This window comes from Pseudomonas sp. I2 (assembly GCF_040984075.1).
Lineage (GTDB): Bacteria > Pseudomonadota > Gammaproteobacteria > Pseudomonadales > Pseudomonadaceae > Aquipseudomonas > Aquipseudomonas guariconensis_B.
On the sequence record NZ_JBCGFQ010000004.1, the window covers coordinates 1 to 25,401 of the forward strand.

General features: G+C 65.7%; 26 protein-coding genes. 14 read left to right on the forward strand and 12 right to left on the reverse strand.

All coding sequences use genetic code 11. The features are described from left to right. Nucleotides 1–179 precede the first annotated feature (179 nt). Nucleotides 180–971: a dienelactone hydrolase family protein gene (locus WCE05_RS03065; RefSeq protein ID WP_225788337.1), complete on the reverse strand. Its 792-nt coding sequence runs from the start codon at nucleotides 969–971 to the stop codon at nucleotides 180–182. Nucleotides 972–1,100: 129 nt separating this feature from the next. Between WCE05_RS03065 and WCE05_RS03070 the strand changes: the two genes are divergently transcribed. The 4 genes from WCE05_RS03070 to WCE05_RS03085 all read left to right on the forward strand — a co-directional run bounded on the left by WCE05_RS03070 (nucleotide 1,101) and on the right by WCE05_RS03085 (nucleotide 5,572). Further along, nucleotides 1,101–1,703, forward strand: coding sequence for an outer membrane protein (locus WCE05_RS03070; protein WP_225788336.1), 603 nt, complete (start codon nucleotides 1,101–1,103; stop codon nucleotides 1,701–1,703). Nucleotides 1,704–1,834: 131 nt separating this feature from the next. Next, nucleotides 1,835–2,512 carry a response regulator gene (locus tag WCE05_RS03075; protein ID WP_225788335.1) on the forward strand — a complete coding sequence of 226 codons (678 nt, stop codon included), beginning with the start codon at nucleotides 1,835–1,837 and terminating at the stop codon, nucleotides 2,510–2,512. Then, nucleotides 2,509–3,855 carry an ATP-binding protein gene (locus WCE05_RS03080; RefSeq protein ID WP_368815429.1) on the forward strand — a complete coding sequence of 449 codons (1,347 nt, stop codon included), beginning with the start codon at nucleotides 2,509–2,511 and terminating at the stop codon, nucleotides 3,853–3,855. The genes WCE05_RS03075 and WCE05_RS03080 overlap by 4 nt, the downstream gene beginning before the upstream one ends. Nucleotides 3,856–4,249: 394 nt before the next feature. Then, nucleotides 4,250–5,572 (forward strand): dicarboxylate/amino acid:cation symporter, encoded by a 1,323-nt coding sequence (locus WCE05_RS03085; protein ID WP_225788333.1) that lies wholly within the window; start codon nucleotides 4,250–4,252, stop codon nucleotides 5,570–5,572. Nucleotides 5,573–5,811: 239 nt separating this feature from the next. On the opposite strand, the gene WCE05_RS03090 is transcribed toward WCE05_RS03085, so the two are convergent. Then, on the reverse strand, nucleotides 5,812–6,306 hold the full coding sequence (locus WCE05_RS03090; RefSeq protein ID WP_225788332.1) for a SprT family zinc-dependent metalloprotease: 495 nt from the start codon (nucleotides 6,304–6,306) through the stop codon (nucleotides 5,812–5,814). A gap of 126 nt (nucleotides 6,307–6,432) precedes the next feature. Next, nucleotides 6,433–7,032, reverse strand: coding sequence for a Yip1 family protein (locus tag WCE05_RS03095; protein WP_225788331.1), 600 nt, complete (start codon nucleotides 7,030–7,032; stop codon nucleotides 6,433–6,435). Between the two features lie 253 nt (nucleotides 7,033–7,285). On the opposite strand from WCE05_RS03095, the gene ttcA reads away from it, so the two are divergent. Continuing rightward, nucleotides 7,286–8,110, forward strand: a complete 825-nt coding sequence (gene ttcA / locus WCE05_RS03100) for a tRNA 2-thiocytidine(32) synthetase TtcA (protein ID WP_225788330.1) — start codon at nucleotides 7,286–7,288, stop codon at nucleotides 8,108–8,110. 3 nt (nucleotides 8,111–8,113) lie between these two features. Beyond that, complete coding sequence (locus tag WCE05_RS03105) at nucleotides 8,114–8,785, forward strand: DNA-3-methyladenine glycosylase I (protein WP_225788329.1); 672 nt, start codon at nucleotides 8,114–8,116, stop codon at nucleotides 8,783–8,785. Between the two features lie 39 nt (nucleotides 8,786–8,824). On the opposite strand, the gene WCE05_RS03110 is transcribed toward WCE05_RS03105, so the two are convergent. Genes WCE05_RS03110 through arsC form a run of 3 tightly spaced genes read right to left on the reverse strand, consistent with a single transcriptional unit; the run spans nucleotide 8,825 to nucleotide 10,180 of the window. After that, nucleotides 8,825–9,232, reverse strand: coding sequence for a DUF2069 domain-containing protein (locus tag WCE05_RS03110; RefSeq protein ID WP_368815430.1), 408 nt, complete (start codon nucleotides 9,230–9,232; stop codon nucleotides 8,825–8,827). Continuing rightward, on the reverse strand, nucleotides 9,225–9,830 hold the full coding sequence (gene wrbA, locus WCE05_RS03115) for an NAD(P)H:quinone oxidoreductase (protein WP_253091477.1): 606 nt from the start codon (nucleotides 9,828–9,830) through the stop codon (nucleotides 9,225–9,227). Before wrbA ends, WCE05_RS03110 begins: the two co-directional genes overlap by 8 nt. After that, entirely contained in the window at nucleotides 9,827–10,180 is a 354-nt protein-coding gene (arsC, locus tag WCE05_RS03120) for an arsenate reductase (glutaredoxin) (RefSeq protein WP_253081559.1), read from the reverse strand. Before arsC ends, wrbA begins: the two co-directional genes overlap by 4 nt. Nucleotides 10,181–10,266: 86 nt before the next feature. On the opposite strand from arsC, the gene WCE05_RS03125 reads away from it, so the two are divergent. Continuing rightward, nucleotides 10,267–10,728 carry a TlpA disulfide reductase family protein gene (locus WCE05_RS03125; protein WP_225788325.1) on the forward strand — a complete coding sequence of 154 codons (462 nt, stop codon included), beginning with the start codon at nucleotides 10,267–10,269 and terminating at the stop codon, nucleotides 10,726–10,728. 18 nt (nucleotides 10,729–10,746) lie between these two features. Here WCE05_RS03125 and WCE05_RS03130 read toward each other — a convergent pair whose 3' ends face one another. The 4 genes from WCE05_RS03130 to WCE05_RS03145 form a co-directional block, all read right to left on the reverse strand. Then, nucleotides 10,747–11,151 (reverse strand): META domain-containing protein, encoded by a 405-nt coding sequence (locus WCE05_RS03130; RefSeq protein WP_253081560.1) that lies wholly within the window; start codon nucleotides 11,149–11,151, stop codon nucleotides 10,747–10,749. Continuing rightward, nucleotides 11,148–11,585, reverse strand: coding sequence for a hypothetical protein (locus tag WCE05_RS03135; protein WP_253091476.1), 438 nt, complete (start codon nucleotides 11,583–11,585; stop codon nucleotides 11,148–11,150). The genes WCE05_RS03130 and WCE05_RS03135 overlap by 4 nt, the downstream gene beginning before the upstream one ends. Nucleotides 11,586–11,616: 31 nt before the next feature. Next, nucleotides 11,617–12,606, reverse strand: coding sequence for a 2-hydroxyacid dehydrogenase (locus WCE05_RS03140; RefSeq protein WP_368815431.1), 990 nt, complete (start codon nucleotides 12,604–12,606; stop codon nucleotides 11,617–11,619). 129 nt (nucleotides 12,607–12,735) lie between these two features. Continuing rightward, nucleotides 12,736–15,492 (reverse strand): response regulator, encoded by a 2,757-nt coding sequence (locus tag WCE05_RS03145; RefSeq protein ID WP_368815432.1) that lies wholly within the window; start codon nucleotides 15,490–15,492, stop codon nucleotides 12,736–12,738. Nucleotides 15,493–15,721: 229 nt separating this feature from the next. Here WCE05_RS03145 and WCE05_RS03150 point away from each other — a divergent pair, with 229 nt between their 5' ends. From WCE05_RS03150 to WCE05_RS03180, 7 genes are all read left to right on the forward strand, one after another. Then, the gene (locus tag WCE05_RS03150; RefSeq protein WP_225788320.1) at nucleotides 15,722–16,438 is read left to right on the forward strand and encodes a response regulator transcription factor; all 717 of its coding nucleotides are present in this window, start codon (nucleotides 15,722–15,724) and stop codon (nucleotides 16,436–16,438) included. 2 nt (nucleotides 16,439–16,440) lie between these two features. Then, nucleotides 16,441–17,853: a histidine kinase sensor domain-containing protein gene (locus WCE05_RS03155; RefSeq protein ID WP_368815433.1), complete on the forward strand. Its 1,413-nt coding sequence runs from the start codon at nucleotides 16,441–16,443 to the stop codon at nucleotides 17,851–17,853. Nucleotides 17,854–17,974: 121 nt separating this feature from the next. Beyond that, entirely contained in the window at nucleotides 17,975–18,874 is a 900-nt protein-coding gene (gene cysM, locus WCE05_RS03160; protein ID WP_225788318.1) for a cysteine synthase CysM, read from the forward strand. After that, on the forward strand, nucleotides 18,874–20,232 hold the full coding sequence (rlmD, locus tag WCE05_RS03165) for a 23S rRNA (uracil(1939)-C(5))-methyltransferase RlmD (protein ID WP_368815434.1): 1,359 nt from the start codon (nucleotides 18,874–18,876) through the stop codon (nucleotides 20,230–20,232). The genes cysM and rlmD overlap by 1 nt, the downstream gene beginning before the upstream one ends. A gap of 98 nt (nucleotides 20,233–20,330) precedes the next feature. Next, nucleotides 20,331–22,571 (forward strand): GTP diphosphokinase, encoded by a 2,241-nt coding sequence (gene relA, locus WCE05_RS03170; RefSeq protein WP_225788316.1) that lies wholly within the window; start codon nucleotides 20,331–20,333, stop codon nucleotides 22,569–22,571. Between the two features lie 133 nt (nucleotides 22,572–22,704). Continuing rightward, nucleotides 22,705–23,538, forward strand: a complete 834-nt coding sequence (gene mazG / locus WCE05_RS03175) for a nucleoside triphosphate pyrophosphohydrolase (protein WP_225788315.1) — start codon at nucleotides 22,705–22,707, stop codon at nucleotides 23,536–23,538. A gap of 26 nt (nucleotides 23,539–23,564) precedes the next feature. Further along, nucleotides 23,565–24,104: a DUF2058 domain-containing protein gene (locus tag WCE05_RS03180; protein ID WP_225788314.1), complete on the forward strand. Its 540-nt coding sequence runs from the start codon at nucleotides 23,565–23,567 to the stop codon at nucleotides 24,102–24,104. A 144-nt stretch (nucleotides 24,105–24,248) separates the two neighbouring features. Here the strand turns inward: WCE05_RS03180 and WCE05_RS03185 are convergent, their stop codons facing one another. Both WCE05_RS03185 and WCE05_RS03190 read right to left on the reverse strand, forming a co-directional pair. Continuing rightward, the gene (locus tag WCE05_RS03185) at nucleotides 24,249–24,431 is read right to left on the reverse strand and encodes a hypothetical protein (RefSeq protein WP_253081561.1); all 183 of its coding nucleotides are present in this window, start codon (nucleotides 24,429–24,431) and stop codon (nucleotides 24,249–24,251) included. 252 nt (nucleotides 24,432–24,683) lie between these two features. Beyond that, nucleotides 24,684–25,394 carry a DUF3108 domain-containing protein gene (locus tag WCE05_RS03190; RefSeq protein ID WP_225788312.1) on the reverse strand — a complete coding sequence of 237 codons (711 nt, stop codon included), beginning with the start codon at nucleotides 25,392–25,394 and terminating at the stop codon, nucleotides 24,684–24,686. Nucleotides 25,395–25,401 lie beyond the last annotated feature (7 nt).

The following is a 25,401-nucleotide window of genomic DNA, read 5'->3' on the forward strand; positions in this document are numbered from 1 at the left end:
CGGGGACCGGGCGGGGCAGGGGCCAGTGGTGCTGGAGGGGGGTGCAGCAGGACGGGAGTTTGTTCATGCAGGCTATTGTGCCAGCCGATCAAGCGGCATGGGAGCTTGATCTACCAGGGAGCCTTGCAGCCCACCGCCGACAAGCCGACGATGGGCCGCGCAGCGGCCCCAATGCCTCGTCAGTCGAACAGTTTTTTGAAAAACGCCTGCATGTCCGCCCAGGAGCTCTCGTCCGCCGCCTTGTTGTAGGCAATGTCCGGCCCGCCATGTTCCCCATGGCTTAGCCGGTCGGCATCCGGGTTGGTGAAGCCATGCTTGGCCCCGGGGATGCTGACGAACTCGAAGCTCGCCCCGGCGGCGTCCATCTCCTTCTTGAACGCCTTCACCTGCTGCTCGGTGATCATGCTGTCGGCCGCGCCATGCTCCACCAGGATCCTGGCCTTGACACTGCCAGGCGCGGCCGGGGCCTGGGTGGCCAGCGCGCCATGGAAGCTCACCACCCCGGCCAGCGGCACGCCACGGCGGGCAGCGTCGAGCACCACCTTGCCGCCGAAGCAGTAGCCGATGGCGGCCAGCTTGGCCTCGTCGGTATAGGGCTGCAGCTTGAGCAACTCGAGGCCGGCATCGAAGCGCCGGGTCGCGGCCTTGGGATCCTTCATCGCAGCGGCCATGAAGGCCTGGGCATTCTCGGGATGCTCGGTGTTCTTGCCATCGCCGTACATGTCGATGGCCAGGGCGCTGTAGCCAAGGGCGGCAAGGTCCCGGGCACGGCGCTTGGCATAGTCGTTCAGCCCCCACCATTCATGCACCACGACGACGCCGGGGCGCTTGCCTTCGACGGCGTCGTCGTAGGCGTAATAGCCCACCAGGCGCTGGCCGTCGGCATCCTGGTAGGGGATTTCACGGGTCTGCACCGCCGCCTGGGCGAGGGCGGTGGCGCACATCAGGGCCAGGGCAAGCAAGGAACGCATGGTCGGTACTCCTTCACAGGGTGCGATTCGTTCAGCCAGGGTTCAGCCAGGGTTCAGCGGCGGTTCAGGGCACCTTCCCTACTCTAGCCCCCAGACACAGACAACGCATCCAACTGGAGTAGCCAACCCATGAAAACACTCAACACCCTGATGGTCGCCATGGCCGTTTGCGCCGCCAGCCTCACCGCCCAGGCTGCCGATGACACCTTCGCCAGCCTGACCTACGGCCAGACCAGCGACAAGGTACGCAAGTCCGGCCTGCTGCAACGCAACGCCGGCCACCTGAACAGCGACGGCATCATCGGCAAGGACGACACCTGGGGCGTGCGCCTGGGCAAGGTGAACGACCAGGGCCGCTATTACCTGACCTACGACAACGTCTCGGGCGAGCACAGCGGCCTCAAGCTGCGCCAGGAGAACCTGCTCGGCAGCTACGATGTGTTCCTGCCGGTGGGCGACACCACCCAGCTGTTCGGCGGTGGCAGCCTGGGCGTGACCAAGCTGTCCCAGGAGTCTTCCGGCTACAGTCGCGACACCGACATGGGCTATGCCGTGGGCCTGCAGGCCGGTGTGTTGCAGCAGGTCACCGACAACGCTTCGGTGGAGCTGGGTTATCGTTACCTGCGTAGCAATGCCAGCACCGAGCTGGTGGAACACGGCGGTCCGAAGGTCGGCACCCTGCGCCTGACCAGCAGCGCCCAGACCTACCTGTCGGCCAACTACCGGTTCTGACCCTCGCTGGTATGCTGTAGCGGCCCCACGGTGCTTGGTCATTTGGGGCCGCTTCGCGTCCCAGGATGACGAAGCCGCGATACGGAAGGCTTCAGGCAGCGACGCCGGCGTCGTAATTTAAGGAGAGTGGCATGAAATTGCTGGTGGTCGAGGACGAGGCGCTGCTGCGCCATCACCTGTACACGCGCCTGAGCGAGAGCGGGCATGTGGTCCAGGCGGTCGCCGAGGCCGAAGAAGCGCTTTACCAGGCCGATCAGTACCACCACGACCTGGCGGTAGTCGACCTGGGCCTGCCGGGCATGAGCGGGCTGGACCTGATCCGCCAGCTGCGCAGCCAGGGCAAGAGCTTTCCCATCCTGATCCTCACTGCACGTGGCAACTGGCAGGACAAGGTCGAAGGCCTGGCCGCCGGTGCCGACGACTACGTGGTCAAGCCCTTCCAGTTCGAGGAGCTGGAAGCCCGCCTCAATGCCCTGTTGCGCCGTTCCAGCGGCTTCACCCAGCCGACCATCGCCGCCGGCCCGCTGGTGCTGGATCTCAACCGCAAGCAGGCGACCCTGGACGACCAGCCGCTGGCGCTGACCGCCTACGAATACCGCATCCTCGAGTACCTCATGCGCCATCACCAGCAGGTGGTGGCCAAGGAGCGCCTGATGGAGCAGCTCTATCCGGACGACGAGGAGCGCGACCCCAATGTCATCGAAGTGCTGGTCGGCCGCCTGCGCCGCAAGCTGGAGGGCGACCGTGGCTTCAAGCCGATCGACACGGTGCGCGGCCTGGGCTACCTGTTCACCGAGCGCTGCCGATGATCCGTTCCCTGCGCCTGCGGCTGATGCTGGCCGCCGCGCTGCTGGCCCTGCTGTTCATGCTGGCGCTGTTGCCGGCCTTGCAGAAGGCCTTCAGCCTGGCCCTGCAAGAGTCGATCGAGCAACGCCTGGCCTCGGACGTGACCACCCTGATCTCGGCGGCGCGCATCGAGCATGGTCGCTTGCACATGCCGACGCTGTTGCCGGACGAACGCTACAACCTGCCCTATACCGGCCTCCTGGGCTACATCTTCGACCGCGAGGGCCGGCTGGTCTGGCGCTCGCGGGCCACGTCCGACCAGAACATCAACTACCGCCCACGCTACGACGGGCGTGGCAACGAGTTCGCTCGCATCCGCCAGGACGACGGCGAGGAGTTCTTCATCTATGACGTCGAGGTCCAGTTGCTCGGTGGCAAGAGCGCGGCCTTCAGCATCGTCGCCCTGCAGCCGGTGCGCGAGTACCAGCACACCCTCGACGGCCTGCGCGAGAAGCTCTACCTGGGCTTCGGTGCGGCGTTGCTGGCGCTGATGGTGTTGCTCTGGGCCGGGCTGACCTGGGGCCTGCGTTCGCTGCGGCAACTGAGCGTGGAGCTGGACGAGGTGGAGGCGGGCGTGCGCGATGGCCTGAGCCGCGAACACCCGCGCGAACTGCTGCGCCTGACCGGTTCGCTCAACCGCCTGTTGCACAGCGAGCGCGAGCAGCGCCAGCGCTATCGTGATTCCCTGGATGACCTGGCGCACAGCCTGAAAACCCCGCTGGCCGTGTTGCAGGGCGTAGGCGAGAGCATGGGCCAGGGCAGCGGCGAGCGCGAGCAGGCGCGGGTGCTGCAAAGCCAGATCGAGCGCATGAGCCAGCAGATCGACTACCAGTTGCAGCGCGCCAGCCTGCGCAAGAGTGGGCTGGTGCGCCACCGGGTGATCCTGCGGCCGCTGCTCGAGACCTTGTGCAGCACGCTGGACAAGGTCTACCGCGACAAGCGCGTGAGCGTCGAGCTCGACATTGCGCAGCAGGCGTGGGTGCCGATGGAGCAGGGGGCCTTGCTGGAGTTGCTCGGCAACCTGCTGGAGAACGCCTACCGCCTGAGCCTCGGCCGGGTGCGCGTGGGCCTGGAGACACCACCGGGGCGGTTGGTGCTGTGCATCGAGGACGACGGCCCTGGCGTGCCACCCGACCAGCGTGAACGCATCCTCCAGCGTGGCGAGCGCCTCGATCGCCAGCACCCGGGGCAGGGCATCGGCCTGGCGGTGGTCAAGGACATCATCGACAGCTACGACGCCGAGCTGAGCCTGGACGATTCCCCGCTGGGTGGGGCGGCCTTTCGCATCGTCTTCCATCTCGATTGAGCGCAGGCTCGGTCCAATACCCGTCCGCATTGGGGCTGCGAAGCGGCCCCAGCATTCTCCAAATCCAACACTGCAAGTGCGCGAATGACGCGGTAAAAGCCCACCGCCAACCGGGCGGATTCCCGCCAACCCTACCTGTTCGATTCCCGCCGGCGGGCGGAAATCCGCCAACCTCCTCCTGCGCGACTGCCCTGTCATTGGGCAGCAAAGCCCCGAAAACACGGGGCCTGCACCCATGCTGGGCATTTTGGCACCACCCTTGCTATCGACCCTGCAGACCTGCCCAGGCAGCTCGAACACAACGACAAATCCCTCCAGGTGCAGGAGGGTTCGCGCTTTAGGTGCCCCGACACCCTGGGAAGGGTGGAGCCGGCACACTTGAGGAAAATTAGCCATGACGACACGTCAGCCGCTGTACAAATCCCTGTATATCCAGGTGTTGGTCGCCATCACCATCGGTATCCTGCTCGGCCACTACGCCCCGGAAACCGGCGTCGCTCTCAAACCCCTGGGTGACGGATTCGTCAAACTGATCAAGATGGTCATCGCCCCGATCATCTTCTGCACCGTGGTCAGCGGCATCGCTGGCATGCAGAGCATGAAGTCGGTCGGCAAGACCGGCGGCTACGCGCTGCTGTACTTCGAGATCGTCTCCACCATCGCCCTGATCATCGGTCTGGTGGTCGTCAACGTGGTCAAGCCGGGCGCCGGCATGCACGTCGACGTCAGCACCCTGAACGCCAGCAGCGTCGCCGCCTATGCCGCCGCCGGCGCGCAGCAGAGCACCGTCGGCTTCCTGCTCAACATCATCCCCAACACCGTGGTGGGTGCCTTCGCCAATGGCGACATCCTGCAGGTGCTGATGTTCTCCGTGCTGTTCGGCTTCGCCCTGCACCGCCTGGGTAGCTACGGCAAGCCGGTGCTCGACCTGATCGACCGCTTCGCCCACGTCATGTTCAACATCATCAACATGATCATGAAGCTGGCCCCGATCGGTGCCTTCGGCGCCATGGCCTTCACCATCGGCCAGTACGGCGTCGGCTCGCTGGTGCAGCTGAGCTACCTGATGATCTGCTTCTACCTCACCTGCCTGCTGTTCATCCTGGTGGTCCTGGGCTCCATCTGCCGTGCCCACGGTTTCAGCGTGCTGAAGCTGATCCGCTACATCCGTGAAGAGCTGATGATCGTCCTGGGTACCTCCTCCTCGGAGTCGGCCCTGCCGCGCATGCTGGCCAAGATGGAACGCCTGGGCGCGAAGAAGTCCGTGGTCGGCCTGGTGATCCCCACCGGCTATTCGTTCAACCTGGACGGCACCTCGATCTACCTGACCATGGCCGCGGTGTTCATCGCCCAGGCCACCGACACCACCATGGACATCACCCACCAGATCACCCTGCTGCTGGTGCTGCTGATCGCCTCCAAGGGGGCGGCGGGGGTCACCGGTTCGGGCTTCATCGTCCTGGCCGCCACCCTGTCCGCCGTCGGCCACCTGCCGGTTGCCGGCCTGGCGCTGATCCTGGGTATCGACCGCTTCATGTCCGAGGCCCGTGCCCTGACCAACCTGATCGGTAACGCCGTCGCCACCGTGGTCGTGGCCAAGTGGGTCAACGAGCTGGATACCGACCAGTTGCAGGCCGAGCTGGCGTCTGGCGGTTCGCCGCTGGTCGACCCTCGTCCGGTCGACGACCTGGGCGTGGCCGAAGGTCCGGCCCGCTGATCCTTGCTTGAATGGAACAGGCGACCCTTGGGGCAATGCCTGTCAGTTAAGCGGCGTTCTGTCATTTTTGGGGCTGCCTTGCAGCCCATCGCCGGCAAGCCGGCTTCCCACTGGGTTCGAGTCGACCGTAAATGATGTGGCTTGCTCAGGACCGTGTGGGAGCCGGCTTGCCGGCGATGGGGCGCGAAGCGGCCCCGAATGGCAGCAAGAACCGCCATTGAGGCAAGCCCGCTCGCCGGCTACTCGAGGCGAGTCTCCCCGCTGTACACCAATATCTGCCGACACCGCCGGCACAGGTAGCGCCGCCCCTGGCGCACCAGCTTGTGCCGCTGCGCGGTGAACGGAAAGTCGCTCTCCGGGCATGGGCAGCGATAGATGTAGCGCATCGTCGTGCGCCGCTCCACGGCATAGTTGTGGCAGCGATGCGGCGGCAACTCGTACACCCCGCGCATGATCAACTGCCATTCCTCGCCATGGGGCTGGATGCTGTCGCCGAACAGCTGGTGCGCCACCAGGTGGGCGACCTCATGGGCCACGGTCTGGCGCAGGAAGTCTTCCTGGTTCTCGCGATACAGCTGCAGGTTGAAGCGCAGCAGGTTCTCGTGCAGGTGGGCGACGCCGGCCTTCTGGCCGCGCAGCTTGAAGCTGACTTCCGGGCGCGGGAAGGGGCGTTTGAAGAAGGCTTCGGCTTGCTGGTAGCAGGTTTCGACGCGTTGTCTGAGCAGTTCGGGCATGGCAGGCGGGTTCTCCTGGCCGGGCATTATGCCGCAAGCGCCAGGCGCCTGCCGAGCCATCGGTCTGCGCACGGCCAGAGGCCGCCTTGCGGCGGCCCCTGGTGATGCCCCAGTGTTGGAATCGATCTAGTTGGTATAGACAGGCCCTACGCCCAGGCCCCAGATGATCACGGTGGCGGCCATGATCGCCACCAGCACCACCAGGCCTACCGCCAGCACCGAACTGGAGAACAGGAAGCCCTCGTCGGTGGGGATGTTCATGAAGGTCGGCAGGCCGACATACAGCAGGTAGACCGTGTAGCAGATCGCCGCCGTGCCCACCAGCATGCCTAGCCACAGGTGCGGGTAGAGCGCCGCCAGACCACCGATGAACAGTGGGGTGGCGGTATAGGTGGCGAAGGCGATGCATTGCGCCATGGAAGGGTTGGCATCGTAGGTGCGCGCCATCCAGTGGATGAAGGCGCCCATCACCGCGACGCCGGCGAGCATCGCCAGGTAGGACATGATGCTCATCCATAGCGCACTTTCCATGGTCAGCATCACCGCCGGCCTGTCGCCGATGACCCAGCCGACCTGGGTCGTGCCGATGAACGCCGATACCGCCGGGATCGCCGCCAATATCAACGTGTGGGTCAGGTACATGTGGCTGATGCTTTCTTCCTCGCCACGAATCTCCCGCCACTCCTGATCAGGATGGGTAAACAGCCCCAGAACGTGATGGATCATGCCGGTCACTCCTATCGTCGTTGCCAAACGCCCCCCAAGTGGAGCGCTTGTGGCCCGAGGCCAGGACACCGATGCAAGCGGTCTTGTGGCCTTATGTCGCAGTATAGGAAGCCGTTACCCGCATAAAACCGGCTTTTTAGAGCAAATTGCGCTGTCAGGCGGACTCTTGATTCTTTATCGGAATGGCCTACGCCAACGCTCGGTTTGTGCGTAAAATAGCCGGCTTTTGTCACACCTCGCGGATCCAAGCGCTATGGGCACCCTCTCGGTCAACCAGAACAAACTGCAAAAACGCCTGCGGCGTCTCGCCGGCGAAGCCATCACCGACTACAACATGATCGAGGATGGCGACAAGGTCATGGTCTGCCTGTCCGGCGGCAAGGACAGCTACACCATGCTCGATGTTCTGTTGCACCTGCAGAAGGTGGCGCCGATCCGCTTCGAGATCGTCGCGGTGAACATGGACCAGAAGCAGCCGGGCTTCCCCGAAGAGGTGCTGCCGGCCTACCTCAAGACCCTGGGCATCGAGTACCACATCGTCGAGAAAGACACCTACTCGGTGGTCAAGGAGCTGATTCCCGAGGGCAAGACCACCTGCTCGCTGTGCTCGCGCCTGCGCCGTGGCACCCTGTACACCTTCGCCGACGAGATCGGCGCGACCAAGATGGCCCTGGGGCACCACCGCGACGATATCGTCGAGACCTTCTTCCTCAACATGTTCTTCAACGGCTCGCTCAAGGGCATGCCGCCCAAGCTGCGTGCCGACGACGGCCGCAACGTGGTGATCCGCCCGCTGGCCTACTGCAGCGAGAAGGACATCCAGGCCTACTCGGACATGAAGCAGTTCCCGATCATCCCCTGCAACCTGTGCGGTTCCCAGGAGAACCTGCAGCGCCAGGTGGTCAAGGAGATGCTGCTGGAGTGGGAGCGCAAGCACCCGGGGCGTACCGAGAACATCTTCCGGGCCCTGCAGAACGTGGCGCCGTCGCAACTGGCCGACCGCAACCTGTTCGACTTCGCCGGCCTGAAAATCGACGAGAGCGCCACGCCGCGCTTTCTCGACGTGCTGAATATCTGACCCATGCGCGACTATCGGTGGCTGCATGAATACTGCCTGAACCGCTTCGGCTCGGCGGCGGCCCTGGAGGCCTTCCTGCCGCAGCCCAGGACGCCGGCCCAGTTACGCGACATCAGCGACGATCGCTACCTGTCGACCTTGGCCCTGCGGGTGTTCCGCGCCGGGCTCAAGCACAGCCTGGTGGACGCCAAGTGGCCAGCGTTCGAGCAGGTGTTCTTCGGCTTCGACCCGCACAAGGTGGTGCTGATGGGCGCCGAGCACCTGGAGCGGTTGATGCAGGACGAGCGCATCATCCGCCATTTGGGCAAGCTCAAGAGCGTGCCGCGCAACGCGCAGATGATCCTCGACGTGCAGAAGGCGCACGGCAGCTTCGGCGCGTTCATCGCCGACTGGCCGGTGACCGATATCGTCGGGTTGTGGAAGTTCCTGGCCAAGCATGGCAACCAGTTGGGCGGGTTGTCGGCGCCACGCTTCCTGCGCATGGTCGGCAAGGACACCTTCATCCCCACCGATGACATGAGCGCCGCCTTGATCGCCCAGGGCGTGATCGACAAGCAGCCCACCAGCCAGCGCGACCTGGCGCTGGTGCAGCAGGCGTTCAACCAGTGGCACGAGGAGAGCGGGCGGCCGCTGTGCCAGCTGTCGGTGATGCTGGCGCATACCGTCAACCATTGAGCCTGCGGCGCCCCCTTCGCGGGCACGCCCGCGAAGGGTTCAACACCCTTCCCCAGCCAGCCTCCGCTCATGCTGGAACTTCCAGCGCACATAAAGAAGCCCGCTGACGAACAACCCCAGGCTCACCAGCACCTCGATCCAGCCGAACACCGCCCGCGCCGGGTCGAACGCCGCCAGCACGCCCTTGATGAAATAAATGTTCACCACGAAGCAGGTCCAGGCGTGCGCCCGGGCACTGCCCAGCAGCATGCCCGGCAGCAGCAGGAGCAGGGGCACCAGTTCGATGGCCAGGATCACCTCGACCCGTGCCCCATGCAGGTTGGCGAAGAACAGGTTGTTCACCACCAGCAGGGCGATCAGGCCGAGAAAGAACGCCAGCCCCAGTGCCCGCGCCAGGCGCAGGCGAGGCTCAAGCCAGGCCAGTGGGGGCAGGGGCTTCTTAGCCACGCTGGCTCTCCAGGGCCTTGGCGGTATTCCCCAGGCGTTGGCCGAGCGCACGGCACAGGGCGATCTCGTGGTTGTCCAGTTCGCGCTTGCCATCGGCACCGGCATGGTGGCTGGGCCCATAGGGCGTACCACCACCACGGGTCTCGAGCAGCGCCGATTCGCTGTATGGCAGGCCCATCACCAGCATGCCGTGGTGGATCAGCGGCAGCATCATCGACAACAGGGTGGTTTCCTGGCCGCCATGCAGGCTGGCGGTGGAGGTGAACACGCCGGCCGGCTTGCCGACCAGTTCGCCACCCAGCCACAGGCTGCTGGTGCCATCGAGGAAGTATTTGAGCGGCGCCGCCATGTTGCCGAAGCGGGTCGGGCTGCCCAGGGCCAGGCCTGCGCAGTGGCGCAGGTCGTCGAGGGTGGCGTAGAGCGCACCGCTGGCGGGAATGTCCGGCGCCACCGCCTCGCACTCGGTGGAGATCGCCGGCACGGTGCGCAGGCGCGCTTCCAGGCCGGTCATCTCGACACCACGGGCGATGTGCCGGGCCATCTCGCTGGTCGAGCCGTGGCGGCTGTAGTACAGGACCAGGATGTACGGATCGCTCACGGCAGGATCTCCAGTACCTTCTCCGGAGGACGACCGACCACCGCCTTGTCGCCGGCGACCAGAATCGGCCGCTCGATCAGTTTCGGGTGCTGGACCATGGCCTCGATCAGTTGCGCATCGGTCAGTTCCGGGTTGGCCAGGCCGAGGGCCTTGTACTCGTCCTCGCCGGTGCGCAGCAGCTGGCGTGGGGCGATGCCCAGCTTGCCGAGCAGGGCTTCGAGGGTGGTGGCGTCCGGCGGGGTTTCCAGGTAGCGCACGATGGTCGGGGCTAGGCCGCGCGCTTCGAGCAGTTCCAGGGCGCCGCGGGATTTCGAGCAGCGCGGGTTATGATACAGGGTCAGGTCGGTCATGACGGGTCGCATCCAACGGGGTGTGGCGGCTATTCTAACCGCAGCGACTGACGCATAGGCTTTAAAACTTCGAGAAGGATTGACCCATGGCAAGGCGTTTGGCAGCTGTACTGGCCATCACCGCGAGCCTGTTGCTCGGCGGTTGCGGTGCAGACTACGGCGTGGACCAGCACGGCAACACGGTAAAGGCCGAGCAGCTCGACGGACAGTGGCTGGTGCTCAACTATTGGGCCGAGTGGTGCGGCCCGTGCCGTACCGAGATTCCCGAACTCAACGCCGCGGCCCGGCAGTGGGAAGGCCAGGGCATCAAGGTGGTCGGGGTGAACTTCGATGGCCTGCAGGGCCAGGACCTCAAGCAGGCCGCCGAGACGCTGGGCATCGCCTTCACCGTGCTGGCCCAGGACCCGGCCGAGCGCTACGACCTGCCACGCAGCGAGGCGCTGCCGGTGACCTACATCATCGACGACAAGGGCAAGGTGCGTGAGCAACTGATGGGCGAGCAGACGCTCGAAGGGCTGCAGGCGAAGATCAAGGCGCTTAGGGGGTAAGCGGCAAGCTGCAAGCCGTCACCCTTCCTCAGGCCAGAAACGCAGAGGCTTGCCCTCGGCAGGCCAGAAGCGTACCTGTTCGATCGGCGAGACATCCCAGCGTTGCACCGTCTCCAAGGCTTCCAGGAAGCGTCGCTCCTGGTCCATCAGCGCCGGCGCGCAGAGCTTGCGGGTCTTGCCCACCTTGCCGAAGCTCAGGCGTTCGCCCTCCAGCGTGTAGGACGCGAACCAATGGTTGCAGCCGGCATTGCCGTAGGCACGGCCATCGCTGGCGAGGGTCAGGGTCAGGCGGCTGTAGTCGATCAGCGGGCGCTCGCCGATCCATTCCAGCACGTAGCTGCGCTCCTGCTGCAGCTTCGAGGGCTCGGCGGCGCAGCCGAGCAGGCCGCAGGCCAGCAGCGCGGCGGTCAACAGGTGTTTCACCGGGCGCTCTCCTGGCATTGCGGGCACAGGTGCTGCTCGCCACGGCTGGCCCAGCCCAGCTCGGCGATACGTGCACTGGCCGCCGGCTGGCGGGCCTTGTTACCGAGCTTGGCATCCACGGCGAACTCGAAGTCCAGCACAGCATCGCAGCTGTCGCACTTGACCTGCCAGTTGAGGATCTCCAGCTCGTTGAACACCGGGCCACTGGCCACGGCGACCCATTGGCCAGGGGGGGTGATCAGGTGGCGTACGCTTTCCACGGCCAGGCGCATGGACAGGCCCTTGCTGCCCTTGAGGGTGACCAACAGGGCATCGTCTTTCTGGATCGAGCCACCGTTGCCGGTCACCTGGTAGCGGCCCGGCGCCAGCGCGCGGCACTCGATCAGGGTGTGTTGCGGGTTGAATAGGGTGTAGCGGAAATCGTGTTCGACCATGGGTCCTCCAGAATTGCCGCGTATCCTAGCATTAACCTTCCACGGTGTTGCGCGGATCGCCCGCCGCCCAGCGGACGACATTGTCGAGCGTGGTCGCGGCGATCGCGTCCAGCGCCTCGCGGGTGAGGAATGCCTGGTGTGCGGTGACGATCACGTTGGGGAAGGTCAGCAGCCGCGCCAGCACGTCATCTTGCAGCGGCAGGTCGGAACGGTCCTCGAAGAACAGTTGGGCCTCCTCTTCATAGACATCCAGCCCCAGGTAGCCCAACTGGCCGCTCTTGAGCGCGTCGATCAGTGCCGGGGTGTCGACCAGCGCGCCCCGCCCGGTGTTGATCAGCATGGCGCCGGGCTGCAGCCAGGACAGGCTTTGGGCGTTGATCAGGTGGCGGGTCTGCTCGGTCAGCGGGCAGTGCAGGCTGATGATCTTCGCCTCGCGCAGCAGCTCGGGCAACGCCAGGTAACGCGCCCCGAGGGCCAATAGCTCGGGGTTGGGGTGGGGGTCGTAGGCCAGCAGCCGGCAGCCGAAGCCCGCCATGATGCGGGCGAAGGCTGCGCCGATCTGGCCGGTGCCGATCACCCCGACAGTCTTGCCGTGCAGGTCGAAGCCGGTCAGCCCGTGCAGGGTGAAGTCGCCTTCGCGGGTGCGGTTGTAGGCCCGGTGCAGGCGGCGATTGAGGGCCAGGATCAAGGCCACGGCATGTTCGGCCACGGCATGTGGCGAATAGGCCGGTACTCGCACCACCGCCAGATCCAGGCGCCGGGCGGCTGCCAGGTCGACATGGTTGTAGCCGGCCGAGCGCAGGGCGACCAGGCGGATGCCGCCGGCGGCCAGGCGCTCGAGGACCGGTGCATCCAGTTCGTCGTTGATGAAGGCGCAGACCACCTCGAAGCCGGCGGCCAGGGCGGCGGTGTCGAGGGTCAGGCGCGCGGCCTGGAAATGCAGCTCCAGGCCGCTGTCGGTGGCGGCCCGGAGGAAGCTTTCCTGGTCGTAGTGCTGACTGCTGAACAACAGGATGCGCATGGCGTCTCTTCCTTGTTGGTGGTGTCGGCAGTCTAGCCAGCCTGCCGGGGCAGGTGTTGATCTGGGGCGGGCAAATGGATGGATTGCCTTGTGTCGCGAACAGGCTGCGAAGCGGCCTCAATGGCGCAGTCAGGCGCTCAAGCGCGCCTGTGCAGCCAACCGGGTGATGGCCCTGTCCAGCTCGTCCAGGGCCTGCTGCACCTGGGGGCTGTCCTGCTTGAGCAGGGTCTCGCTGCGTTGGCAGGCCGCGCGCAGCTGCGGTACACCGCAATAGCGCGAGGCACCGTTGAGGCGATGCACCCGCTCGATCATCGCCGTGCGATCACCGGCTTCGCGGGCGGCACGGATGGCTTCGCGATCGCTCTCCAGCGACGCCAGCAGCATGGCCAGCATGTCGGCGGCCAGGTCCGGTTTACCGGCAGCCAGGCGCAGGCCCTCCTCGGGGTCGAGCACCTTCAGCTCGCTGCTGTCAGGCAGGCGCTCAGGGCTGCGTTCCGCTTGCGGCGCAGCCAGGCTGAAGCCGGTCCATTTCATCACCACCTGGGCCAGTTGGCGCTCGCTGATCGGCTTGGTCAGGTAGTCGTCCATGCCACTGTGCAGCAGGGCACGCTTCTCGTTGGCCATGGCATGGGCCGTCAGCGCGACGATGGGCAGTGCCGGGCCGCTCTGGCTGCTTTCCCACTGGCGGATCTGCTCGGTGCAGGCACGGCCGTCCATGCCGGGCATCTGCACGTCCATCAGCACCAGGTCGAAGGGTTCGTCCTGTACCGCCTGGACCGCCGCATAGCCGTTGTCGAGCGCCAGCACCTCGGCGCCCAGGCCTTCGAGCAGGGTCTGCACCAGCAGCAGGTTGGCCGGGTTGTCGTCGACGCACAGGATCTTCGGCACCCGCTGGCCGGCGGCGCCACGGGGCTCGCTGGCCACCCGGCGCGGCTGCAGCAGTTCCAGCAGCAGGCGGCGCAGCTTGCGCGTGCAGGTCGGCTTGGACAGCAACTGGCCGTGGGCATTGGGCAGGTAGGGGTGGTAGAGCGCCTGCTCGGTGGTCGGGCACAGCACCACGCACCGGCAGCCGAAACGCTCCAGTTGCGGGTGGTAGCGGCCGAGCTGCTCGGGCGAGAGGTTACCCAGGTTGGCGCCGAGCACGGCGAACTCGAACGGCTGGCCGGCCTGGCTGGCCGCTTGCACGCCCTGCAGCAGTTGCTCGAAGGAGGCGAACAGGCTGACGCTCAGGCCGCAGTCCTCCAACTGGTGCTCCAGGGCCTGGCGGGCCAGCTCATGGCCATCGACGATCGCGACGCGGCGGCCGAGCAGCGCCTGCAACGGCGCTTCCTGGGGATCGTCATGGGCCTTGGGCAGGCTGAGGCTGATCCAGAACTGCGAGCCCTCGCCAGGGGTGCTGTCGACGCCGATCTCGCCACCCATCTGCTCGATCAGGCGCTTGGAAATCACCAGGCCCAGGCCAGTGCCGCCGGGCTGGCGCGACAGCGAGTTGTCGGCCTGGCTGAAGGCCTGGAACAAGGTGCGCACATCCTGGGGCGAGAGGCCGATGCCGGTGTCCTGGACACTGATGCGCAGTTGCACGCTGTCTTCCTGCTCGTCCTCGAGCATGGCGCGCACGACGATGGTGCCTTCGCGGGTGAACTTGATGGCGTTGCTCACCAGGTTGGTGAGGATCTGCTTGAGCCGCAGCGGGTCGCCGACCAGCGACAGCGGCGTGTCGCGATAGACCAGGCTGAGCAGCTCCAACTGCTTGGCGTGGGCGGCCGGGGCGAGGATGGTCAAGGTGTCCTGGATCAGGTCGCGCAGGTTGAAAGGGATGCTGTCGAGCACCAGCTTGCCGGCCTCGATCTTGGAGAAGTCGAGGATCTCGTTGATGATCCCCAGCAGGTTGTCGGCGGATTTCTCGATGGTGCCCAGGTAGTCGAGCTGGCGTGGCGTCAGCTCGCTCTTTTGCAACAGGTGGGTGAAGCCGAGGATACCGTTGAGCGGGGTGCGGATCTCGTGGCTCATGTTGGCCAGGAACTCGGACTTGATCCGGCTGGCCTCCAGGGCCTCCTTGCGCGCCATGTCCAGCTCGATGTTCTGGATCTCGATGGTTTCCAGGTTCTGGCGCACGTCCTCGGTGGCCTGGTCGATGCTGTGCTGCAGCTCCTCGTGGGCGTTGTGCAGGGTCTGGGCCATGCGGTTGATGCCCGCGGCCAGCTCGTCCAGCTCGTGGCTGCCCATGGTTGGCAGGCGTTCTTCCAGGTTGCCGTCCTTGAGCTGGTTGACCGCATGCTTGATGCGTGCGATCGGGTCGTTGATCGTGCGGCTCATGCGCAGGGCGAGCAGGGCGGTGAGGGCCAGGCAGGCGAGGATCAGCAGCAGGCTGGTGAACAGGTTGCGGTAGGCGCGCAGCAGGGTGCCGTCATGGGACAGCTCGATCTCGACCCAGCCGAGCAGGCGCTCGGCCTCGGCGGGGACCGCATGGGTGGCCAGGTCGCGGTGATGGCCGAATACCGGCATCAGGTAGCGGGTGGCATCGTTGCCAGTGCGGTGCAGCAACTGGGTGCCGGTGCCACCGCTGGGCGGTGGGTTGAGCATGCTCGGGCCGGCATGGGCCAGGTCGGTACGGTCGGGGCGCAGGAACGCCACGGCGCGCACGTCGGCCTGTTCCAGGGCCTGGGCGGCGATGCGCCCGAGCTGGTCCTGGGTCTGCTTGGCGAGGGCCGGGGCGGCCAGCGGTGCCAGTTGCTCGGCGATCATCTTGCCGCGCTGGAGCAACTGGGTACGCAATTCGTTCTGTTGCAACCAGGTGAAATAGCTGCCCAGCACCAGCGCCATCAGGCTGGCCGGCAGCAGGGCCAGCAACAGGACCCGGCTTCTGATTCCCAAGCGATCTAGCACACTCGTCTCCTGTCATGTGCTTGCATGCCGTCGGTGTACGGACGGACCCAGGCGGAACGTTACCCCGGCTGCCAGGCCAATGCACTCATTTGTATCTGTTTCATACGGTCCTTGCCGGGAAGACAGGGGCTGCACCGCCAGCATAAAAGCGCAACCGGTCGCGAGCCGGTTGCGTTGGCAAGACAGCTTGCTCAATAATTGCGCAATTGAGAATCAATGTCAGAAGCCAATGAATCCCGTAGCCATTCAAACATCCAGCATTCTCGCCATCGAGGACGACCCCGTGCTCGGCGCCTACCTGCGCGAGGAACTGCAACGTGGCGGCTTCCAGGTGACCTGGTGCCGCAACGGCCTGGAGGGTCTGGAAACCGCCGGTCGCCAGGCATTCGACGTGGTCCTGCTGGATATCCTGCTGCCCGGCCTCAATGGCCTCGATGCCCTGGCCCAGTTGCGCCGGCGCAGCAGCACGCCGGTGATCCTGATGTCGGCGCTGGGCGCGGAGGCCGATCGCATCACGGGTTTTCAGCGCGGTGCCGACGACTACTTGCCCAAGCCCTTCAGCATGACCGAACTGCAGGTGCGCATCGAAGCGATCCTGCGGCGCGTGGCCCTCGAGCGACGCCACCAGCCATCGCGTGAGTCGGCGCCTGGGCAGCTGCGCTTCGACGAGGACGCCTGCGACGTGTGCCTGGATGGCCGATGGGCGGGGCTTACACCCAGTGAATACCGCTTGCTGGACACCCTCAACCGCAGCCAGGACGAAGTGCTGAGCAAACCCTTTCTCTACCAGCAGGTGCTGCAGCGCGGCTATTCCCGCCACGACCGCAGCCTCGACATGCATGTCAGCCAGATCCGCCGCAAGCTCAAGGTGATCGGCTACCAGGAGCGGCAGTTGCGCACGGTCTGGGGCAAGGGCTATGTCCTCAGTGCCGGCGAGGTGGACTGACCGTGCTCGACCGTCATTCGTTGTTCTGGAAGCTGGCGATCCTGCTGGTGGGGTTCTGCCTGCTGATGATCGGCCTGAGCTACACCTGGGGCCGGCACATGGAAACCCAGAACGCCTTCCTGGCCGAGTCGGCCCGGCAGCACTTGCGCGGCTATGCGGTGGAGGCCGAGCGGGCCTGGCGCGAAGGCGGCCGGGCCGGGGTCGATCGCTGGCTGGCCGACATGCGCCAGCGCGAGTCCGGCTGGGTCGGGGTGTTCGATGCCGAGCTGCAGCCGCTGGGCAGCGCCACGCTGACCCCCGAACACATCCAGCACCTGACCCGCCTGCGGGGCGTCGACTGGCCCATGAGCCGGCGCAGCATCGGCCAGCCCTGGCTGCGCCTGCCGTTCCCCGATGCACCGGAGCAGGGCATGCTGGTGATCGAGCTGCCGGAGCGTTTCAACCCTGGCCAGTACCGGCTGTTCTGGCAGGTCCTCACCAACGGCGTGATCCCGGGGCTGTTCACCCTGCTGCTGTGCGTCGGCCTGTACCGGATGCTGATCGTGCCGCTGAACCAGTTGCGCGAGCAGGCCAATGCCTGGCGCGCCGACCAGCTGTCGGCGCGCCTGGACGCGCGAACCATCGGCCGGCATGACGAGCTGGGCGAACTGGCCCGTGCCTTCGACCAGATGGCCGAGCGCCTGCAGGGCACCGTGGCCCTGCAGCAACAGTTGTTGCGCGACCTGTCCCACGAGATGCGCACCCCCCTCAGCCGCCTGCGCGTGGCCTGCGACGGCGAGACCGACCTGCAACGCCTGCGCGAACGCCTGACCCGCGAGGTGGACTGCATGCAGCAACTGGTCGAGGACACCCTGCAACTGGCCTGGCAGGATGCCGAGCGCGCGCCGATGAACCTCGAGCCGATCCAGTTCCAGGCGCTGTGGGACATGCTCGCCGAGGACGCCTGCTACGAGAGCGGCTGGTCGCCGGCCCGGCTGCGCTGCGAGGTGCCCGCCGACTGCTGGGTGCAAGGCAACCTCAACCTCCTCGCCCAAGCCCTGGAGAACATGCTTCGCAACGCCATCCGTCATTCGCCCGCGCAGGGTGTGGTGCGCCTGGGCGGGCAGCGCGAGGGCAACCATTGGCGGATCTGGCTGGAAGACCAGGGCGGCGGGGTGGCCGAGCAGGACCTGGAACGGATCTTCGCGCCGTTCTCGCGACTGGACGGCTCCCGCCCCGGCGATGGTGGTTTCGGCCTCGGCCTGAGCATCGCCCGCAGTGCCATCCAGCGCCAGGGCGGCACGCTCTGGGCAGAAAACGGCAAGCAGGGCCTGCGCCTGTACATGCGCCTGCCGGTGCATGTGCAGGCCCCCTCGCGGGACAAGCCCAGCCCGACAGGCGCCGCGCTGAACCAGGCGCCTGTGGTGGGCGTCTAGATGGCCGGTTCGCACGTGCTTTATAGCTTGTAGCTATAGCGACCACAGATTGCGTGATATGGCCGGGAAAGGTTTGCCGGTATGATAGGCGCCCCTGCCGTCCGGATTGTGAAATACGCCCATGACCTTGCAGTACCCAACCATCGCCGATTGCGTCGGCAATACGCCCCTGGTTCGCCTGCAGCGCATTGCCGGTGAAACCAGCAATACCCTCCTGCTCAAGCTCGAAGGCAACAATCCCGCCGGGTCGGTCAAGGACCGCCCTGCGCTGTCGATGATCGCCCGCGCCGAACTGCGTGGCCAGATCAAGCCCGGCGACACCCTGATCGAGGCCACCTCCGGCAACACCGGTATCGCCTTGGCCATGGCAGCGGCGATCAAGGGCTACAAGATGATCCTGATCATGCCGGACAACTCCACCGCCGAACGCAAGGCGGCGATGACCGCCTATGGCGCCGAGCTGATCCTGGTCAGCAAGGAGGAGGGCATGGAAGGTGCCCGCGACCTGGCCGAGAAGCTGCAGGCCGAGGGTCGGGGCCTGGTTCTCGACCAGTTCGCCAACGGCGACAACCCGATCGCCCACTACACCAGCACAGGTCCGGAGATCTGGCAGCAGACCCAGGGCAGCATCACCCACTTCATCAGCTCCATGGGCACCACCGGCACCATCATGGGCTGCTCCCAGTACCTCAAGGAGCAGAACCCAGCGGTGCAGATCGTCGGCCTGCAGCCGATGGAAGGCTCGGCCATCCCCGGCATCCGCCGCTGGCCCGAGGAATACCTGCCGAAGATCTTCGACGCCAGCCGGGTCGACCGTGTGGTCGACATGTCCCAGGAGGAAGCCGAGCAGACCACCCGCCGCCTTGCCCGCGAAGAGGGCATTTTCTGTGGCGTGTCTTCCGGTGGTGCGGTCGCGGCCATGCTGCGCCTGTCCCGGGAGGTCGAGAACGCGGTGATGGTGGCGATCATCTGCGATCGCGGCGACCGTTACCTGTCCACCGGCCTGTTCGACGCGAACTGATGTCCAGGAAGAAAAGCAGCGGCGGCCTGCGCTTCCAGCCGGCCGGCGGCAACCGTGCGGCCCAGGTGCCGGTGGGCAAGAAGCAGCACCTGCAGATCGAGCGCCTGGCCGGCGATGGCCGTGGCATCGCCTTCCATGACGGGCGCACCTGGTTCGTCAGCGGTGCCCTGGCGGGCGAGACGGTCGAGGCGCGGGTGCTCGGTGCCCGCGGCAAGGTGGTCGAGGCACGCCTGGAGCGGGTCCTGCAGGCCAGCCCCGAGCGCCGCGAAGCGCCGTGCCGCCACTATGCGCGCTGCGGAGGCTGCAACCTGCAGCACCTGCCCCATGAAGGCCAACTGGCGCTCAAGCAGCGCCTGCTGGCCGAGCAACTGCAACGGGTCGCCGGCGTGCAGCCCGAGGCGTGGGCGGCTCCCTTGAGCGGGCCGGAGTTCGGCTACCGGCGGCGGGCGCGGGTCGCCGTGCGCTGGGACGCGAAGGCCCGCCAACTGGCGGTGGGGTTCCGTGCCGAGGCCAGCCAGGACATCGTCGCCATCGACGAGTGCGCGGTGCTGGTACAACCCTTGCAGTCGATCCTGCGCCACCTGCCGACCGTGCTGCGCAGCCTGGGCAAGCCCCAGGCGCTGGGCCACGTCGAATTGTTCAGTGGTACCGCTGAGGCGGTGCTGGTGCGTCATGTGGCGCCGCTGCCGGCGGACGATCTGGCGCGCCTGCAGGCCTTCTGCAAGCAGGCCGGTGCCCAGCTATGGCTGCAGGGCGAGGGCGAGCCGGCACCGGTCGAGCCCGGGCAGACGCTGGGGTTTGCCCTCGAGCCCTGGGGGCTGGAGCTGGCCTGGCGGCCAGGCGACTTCGTCCAGGTCAACGCCCAGGTCAACACGGCGATGATCGAGCAGGCGTTGGCCTGGCTGGCGCCGCACGCCGAGGAGCGGGTGCTGGACTTGTTCTGCGGCCTGGGCAACTTCGCCCTGCCGCTGGCCCGCCAGGCCCGCGAGGTGGTGGCGGTGGAGGGTGTGCAGGCCATGGTGGACCGGGCGGCGGCCAATGCCCGGGACAACGACGTGCATAACGCCCGGTTTTTTCAGGCCGATTTATCGCAGCCTTTGGCGGGCGCCGGATGGGCCGCCGAAGGCTTTTCTGCGGTACTCTTGGATCCACCGCGCGACGGTGCCTTCGAGGTGGTGCAAGGCATCGCCCGCCTCAAGGCCAGGCGGCTGGTCTATGTGTCATGCAACCCGGCCACGCTGGCGCGAGACGCCCAGGTGCTGGTCGGCCAAGGGTACCGGTTAACAAGGGCCGGGATTCTCGACATGTTTCCTCAGACGGCGCATGTCGAGGCCATGGCGTTATTCGAAGCGGGCTAGCCAGGCTGGCCCCTTGGTGCGGTTCCCAGGGAATGGGGGGCTGCACGGTGATTGCCAGCGCACCCGCGTGGTGCGCTGTATGGAAAGGTAGAAAAAAGATGGTACAGGTGAGAGTGCACCAGCCGGTCAATACCGACGGCAGTATCAATCTCGAAGCATGGCTGGATCATGTGGTGAGCGTCGATTCGGCGCTGGATCGCGAGGCGCTCAAGGAGGCCTGCGAATTCGCCCATGAGGTGGAGAAAAAGGGCAACCCGGCCAAGCATTCCTGGGCCGATGGCACTTCCAGCTTCCAGGCGGGGCTGGAGATCGCCGAAATCCTTGCCGACCTCAAGCTCGACCAGGACTCCCTGGTGGCGGCGGTGGTCTACCGCTCGGTGCGCGAGGGCAAGGTGACCCTGGCCGAGGTCGGGCAGCGCTTTGGTCCGGTGGTGTCCAAGCTGATCGACGGCGTGTTGCGCATGGCTGCCATCAGCGCCAGCCTCAGCCCGCGCCAGTCGCTGGTGCTCGGCTCCCAAGCGCAGGTCGAGAACCTGCGCAAGATGCTCGTGGCCATGGTCGATGACGTGCGCGTGGCGCTGATCAAGCTGGCCGAGCGTACCTGCGCCATTCGTGCGGTCAAGGCCGCCGACGACGAGAAACGCCTGCGCGTGGCGCGCGAGGTGTTCGACATCTATGCGCCACTGGCGCACCGCCTGGGCATCGGTCATATCAAGTGGGAGCTGGAGGACCTGTCCTTCCGCTACCTCGAGCCCGACCAGTACAAGCAGATCGCCAAGCTCCTGCACGAGCGTCGGCTGGACCGCGAGCGTTTCATCAGCGACGTGATGAACCAGTTGCAGAACGAACTGCTGGCCACCGGGGTCAAGGCCGACATCAGTGGCCGGGCGAAGCATATCTATTCCATCTGGCGCAAGATGCAGCGCAAGGGCCTGGAGTTCAGCCAGATCTACGACGTGCGCGCCGTGCGCGTGCTGGTCCCGGAAATCCGCGACTGCTATACCGCGCTGGGTATCGTGCATACCCTGTGGCGGCACATTCCCAAGGAGTTCGACGACTACATCGCCAACCCCAAGGAGAACGGCTACCGCTCCCTGCACACGGCGGTGATCGGCCCAGAGGGCAAGGTGCTGGAGGTGCAGATCCGCACCCACGGCATGCACGAGGAAGCCGAGCTGGGCGTCTGCGCCCACTGGCGCTACAAGGGCACCGACGTCAAGTCCAGCTCCAACCACTATGAAGAGAAGATTTCCTGGCTGCGCCAGGTGCTGGAGTGGCACGAGGAGCTGGGCGACATCGGCGGCCTGGCCGAGCAACTGCGCGTCGACATCGAGCCGGACCGGGTCTATGTGTTCACCCCCGACGGTCACGCCATCGACCTGCCCAAGGGTGCCACGCCGCTGGACTTCGCCTACCGCGTGCACACCGAGATCGGCCACAACTGCCGCGGCGCCAAGATCAACGGGCGCATCGTGCCGCTCAACTACAGCCTGCAGACCGGTGAGCAGGTGGAGATCATCACCAGCAAGCACGGCAGCCCCAGCCGCGACTGGCTGAACTCCAACCTGGGCTACGTCACCACTTCGCGGGCGCGGGCCAAGATCGTCCACTGGTTCAAGCTGCAGGCGCGCGACCAGAACGTCGCCGCCGGCAAGACCCTGCTCGAGCGCGAGCTGAGCCGCCTGGGCCTGCCCCAGGTGGACTTCGAGCGCCTGGCGGAAAAGGCCAACGTCAAGACCGCCGAGGACATGTTCGCCGCCCTCGGTGCCGGCGACCTGCGCCTGGCGCACATGGTCAACGCCGCCCAGCAACTGCTCGAGCCGGAGCGCAACGAGCAGATCGAGCTGGTCCCGCGCAAGGCCAGCAGCGCCAAGTCCGGCAAGCGTGGCGACATCCAGATCCAGGGGGTCGGCAACCTGCTCACGCAGATGGCCGGCTGCTGCCAGCCGCTGCCGGGCGATGCCATCGTCGGCTACATCACCCAGGGCCGCGGCGTGACCATCCACCGCCAGGACTGCGCCTCGGTGCTGCAACTGGCCGGCAAGGAGCCGGAGCGGATGATCCAGGTCAACTGGGGCCCGGTGCCGGTGCAGACCTACCCGGTCGACATCGTCATCCGCGCCTACGACCGCCCGGGCCTGCTGCGCGACGTGTCGCAGGTGCTGCTCAACGAGAAGATCAACGTGCTGGCGGTCAATACCCGCTCGAACAAGGACGACAACACCGCGCTGATGTCGCTGACCATCGAGATTCCTGGCCTGAACGCCCTGGGGCGCCTGCTGGGCAGGATCTCGCAGTTGCCGAACATCATCGAGACGCGGCGTAATCGTACCCCTTGAAACACTGCAATGGGGCCGCTGTGCGGCCCATCGCCGGCACGCCGGCTCCCACGGGCACCGGGCATGGCAGCCTCTTCGTGGGGGCTGGCTTGCCAGCGATCGGGGGCATGGCCCCCGCGAGGAAGAGACGCCTATGACCTACACCCTCGACGACCTGCTGCACCTCATGGCCCGCCTGCGCGACCCGCAGCACGGTTGCCCCTGGGACCTGCAGCAGGACTACGCCAGTATCGTCCCGCACACCCTCGAGGAGGCCTACGAGGTCGCCGACACCATCGAGCGCGGTGATTTCGAGCACCTGCAGGGCGAGCTGGGCGACCTGTTGTTCCAGGTGGTCTACTACAGCCAGCTGGCCCGGGAGGAGGGGCGCTTCGAGTTCGCCGGCGTGGTCGATGCCATCACCCGCAAGCTGATCCGCCGCCATCCCCATGTTTTCCCCACCGGCGACCTCTACGCACCGCTGGATACCCCGCGCCTGAGCGAGGCCCAGGTCAAGTCGCGTTGGGAAGCGATCAAGGCCGAGGAGCGCGCGGAAAAGAGCGAGCCCGAGCAACTGTCGCTGCTCGACGATGTACCGGCGACGCTGCCGGCCTTGTCGCGGGCGGCCAAGCTGCAAAAGCGCGCGGCCACGGTCGGTTTCGACTGGCCCGAGGCGCTGCCGGTGCTGGACAAGGTCCGCGAGGAGCTGGACGAAGTGTTGCAGGCCATGGCCGATGGCGATGCCGAGGCCCTGGAGGACGAAGTCGGCGACCTGTTGTTCGCCACCGTCAACCTGGCCCGCCACCTCAAGCACGACCCGGAAAATGCCCTGCGCCGCGCCAACCGCAAGTTCGAGCGGCGCTTCCGTTTCATCGAGCAGGCATTGCGCGAGCAGGGCCTGTCCATCCAAGATCGTACCCTCGACGAGTTGGACGCCCTCTGGGGCGAAGCCAAGCGTCAGGAAAAGAACCTGCCCAGCTGCGGCTGAGCTGTTGCATAAGTGAGTGAACACCCATGAGCCTTTCCCTTCGCGATCAATTGCTCAAGGCCGGTCTGGTCAACCAGAAGCAGGTCAAGCAGGCTAACAAAGCCGAGAAGAAACAGAAGCGCCTGGAACACAAGGGCCAGGTCGAAGTCGACGATACCCAGCAGCGCCTGGCCAAGGAGGCCATGGCCGAGAAGGCCAGGAAGGACCAGGAGCTGAACCGCCAGCTCCAGGAGAAGGCCGAGCAGAAGGCCCGTGCCGCGCAGGTCAAGCAGTTGATCGAGGCGACCCGCCTGCCCAAGCTCAATACCGAGGACTACTACAACTTCGTCGATGACAAGAAGGTCAAGCGTATTGCCGTCAATGCCTTGATGCGCAGCAAGCTCAGCAATGGCGCCCTGGCGATCGTCGCTCATGGCGGTGGCTACGAAGTGATCCCACGCGAGGCCGCGGTGAAGATCCAGGAGCGCGATCCCAAGCGCGTGCTGCTGCTCAACACCCATGTCGAGGAGGCGGACGAGGACGATCCCTACGCGGCCTACAAGATCCCTGACGATCTCATGTGGTAAGCCACGAAAAACAGCCTTGGCTCAATGCCGGTCAGTTAAGATTTTCAGTTGTCATTTGGGGCGCGAAGCGGCCCCAAATATGACAAAGCGCCGCTTAACTGACAGGCATTGCGCCTTGGCGCGTTTTTTCCTGGGAACGTCCGGTCATTGCGCAGCGCGCTGGCTTTCCAGGCATTCGAGCTCGGTGCGGTACTGCTGGGCTTCTTGCTCGGTGTGGAACATGCCCACCAGTTCACCCTGCTGATGCACGTCCCAGATCCGCAGGCCGCAGGCCTGGCTTTCGTGGGACATTTTCGATTCGTCGCGTTCGGTTACTTGGACTGTCATCGGTAAACTCCACTTTCGGTTGACTGCGGCAACGTGTCGCAGGACTTCTTTATAGAGTTTGTTAGCAGGCTAAGTAAATAAATCGGCCATGAAACATGTTTCATGAAGCCTGGCTTCAAGAGAATGCGCGGCCTTCGACACCTTGCTCGGCATCAGGCCCACCACAAAACAGCTTGCAGCGTGCCGTTCGAAGCAAAAAAGAAACCCCGCATAGTGGCGGGGTTTCGGTTGGTGCAGGCAGCGGAGCGGGTGTCAGTTGCCCTTCACCGACTTGCCGTCGACCGTGCCGTCCTGCAGCACGATCACGTACTCCTTGCCATCGGTCTCGACCTGGCGCAGTTGTACCAGCAGGTAGTCCCAGTCCTTGGCGAACCACAGCTCGGTGATGCGTTTGCTCTGGCTCGGGTCGCGCACGCGCTCGACCTTGACCGCGTCGACCTGGCCGGCCTTGGTGGCCACTTTCTCGGTGCCGAGCACGCGGAAGTCGTAGGTGTCGATCTCGTCACCGTCGACCACCTGGTAGGTCATGCTCTTCTTGCCGGCGGCCACGTCATGCTGCAGGGCCAGCTGGTAGGACGACTTGTCCAGCACGCCGCGGTTGAGCGGCAGGTTGATCGCGTCGCCACGATCGCTGCCGGTGACCTTCTTGCTGGTCCAGTCGAAGTCCAGGTCGACCTTCTTCGCCTTGCCCAGGCCGCCACGTTCGAAGTGGTACTTCTGCGGCAGCAGGGTGTCGTTGTCCAGGCGCAGGGTGCTTTGCTCGGTCAGGCTGGCGATCATCATGGATGCCTTGAAGTTCAGGCTCCAGGTACCGTTGGCATTCTTTTCCAGGCTGCGCTCGGCGGTGCCGCTCATGGGCAGCTGTTTCCAGTCGGCGGTGTAGCTGGCCGAGAAAGGCTTCAGATCAGCTGCCTGGAGAGGCAGGGCGAGCACGGCGAGAGCCAAGAGCAGGGCGCGACGCATAAGTTCT

Bases quoted from the DNA above. Each gene is read 5' to 3' on its own strand.
- WCE05_RS03065 (WP_225788337.1), bottom strand. From the start codon at position 971: ATGCGTTCCTTGCTTGCCCTGGCCCTGATGTGCGCCACCGCCCTCGCC.
- WCE05_RS03070 (WP_225788336.1), top strand. From the start codon at position 1,101: ATGAAAACACTCAACACCCTGATGGTCGCCATGGCCGTTTGCGCCGCC.
- WCE05_RS03075 (WP_225788335.1), top strand. From the start codon at position 1,835: ATGAAATTGCTGGTGGTCGAGGACGAGGCGCTGCTGCGCCATCACCTG.
- WCE05_RS03080 (WP_368815429.1), top strand. From the start codon at position 2,509: ATGATCCGTTCCCTGCGCCTGCGGCTGATGCTGGCCGCCGCGCTGCTG.
- WCE05_RS03085 (WP_225788333.1), top strand. From the start codon at position 4,250: ATGACGACACGTCAGCCGCTGTACAAATCCCTGTATATCCAGGTGTTG.
- WCE05_RS03090 (WP_225788332.1), bottom strand. From the start codon at position 6,306: ATGCCCGAACTGCTCAGACAACGCGTCGAAACCTGCTACCAGCAAGCC.
- WCE05_RS03095 (WP_225788331.1), bottom strand. From the start codon at position 7,032: ATGATCCATCACGTTCTGGGGCTGTTTACCCATCCTGATCAGGAGTGG.
- ttcA (WP_225788330.1), top strand. From the start codon at position 7,286: ATGGGCACCCTCTCGGTCAACCAGAACAAACTGCAAAAACGCCTGCGG.
- WCE05_RS03105 (WP_225788329.1), top strand. From the start codon at position 8,114: ATGCGCGACTATCGGTGGCTGCATGAATACTGCCTGAACCGCTTCGGC.
- arsC (WP_253081559.1), bottom strand. From the start codon at position 10,180: ATGACCGACCTGACCCTGTATCATAACCCGCGCTGCTCGAAATCCCGC.
- WCE05_RS03125 (WP_225788325.1), top strand. From the start codon at position 10,267: ATGGCAAGGCGTTTGGCAGCTGTACTGGCCATCACCGCGAGCCTGTTG.
- WCE05_RS03135 (WP_253091476.1), bottom strand. From the start codon at position 11,585: ATGGTCGAACACGATTTCCGCTACACCCTATTCAACCCGCAACACACC.
- WCE05_RS03140 (WP_368815431.1), bottom strand. From the start codon at position 12,606: ATGCGCATCCTGTTGTTCAGCAGTCAGCACTACGACCAGGAAAGCTTC.
- WCE05_RS03150 (WP_225788320.1), top strand. From the start codon at position 15,722: ATGAATCCCGTAGCCATTCAAACATCCAGCATTCTCGCCATCGAGGAC.
- cysM (WP_225788318.1), top strand. From the start codon at position 17,975: ATGACCTTGCAGTACCCAACCATCGCCGATTGCGTCGGCAATACGCCC.
- rlmD (WP_368815434.1), top strand. From the start codon at position 18,874: ATGTCCAGGAAGAAAAGCAGCGGCGGCCTGCGCTTCCAGCCGGCCGGC.
- relA (WP_225788316.1), top strand. From the start codon at position 20,331: ATGGTACAGGTGAGAGTGCACCAGCCGGTCAATACCGACGGCAGTATC.
- mazG (WP_225788315.1), top strand. From the start codon at position 22,705: ATGACCTACACCCTCGACGACCTGCTGCACCTCATGGCCCGCCTGCGC.
- WCE05_RS03180 (WP_225788314.1), top strand. From the start codon at position 23,565: ATGAGCCTTTCCCTTCGCGATCAATTGCTCAAGGCCGGTCTGGTCAAC.
- WCE05_RS03185 (WP_253081561.1), bottom strand. From the start codon at position 24,431: ATGACAGTCCAAGTAACCGAACGCGACGAATCGAAAATGTCCCACGAA.
- WCE05_RS03190 (WP_225788312.1), bottom strand. From the start codon at position 25,394: ATGCGTCGCGCCCTGCTCTTGGCTCTCGCCGTGCTCGCCCTGCCTCTC.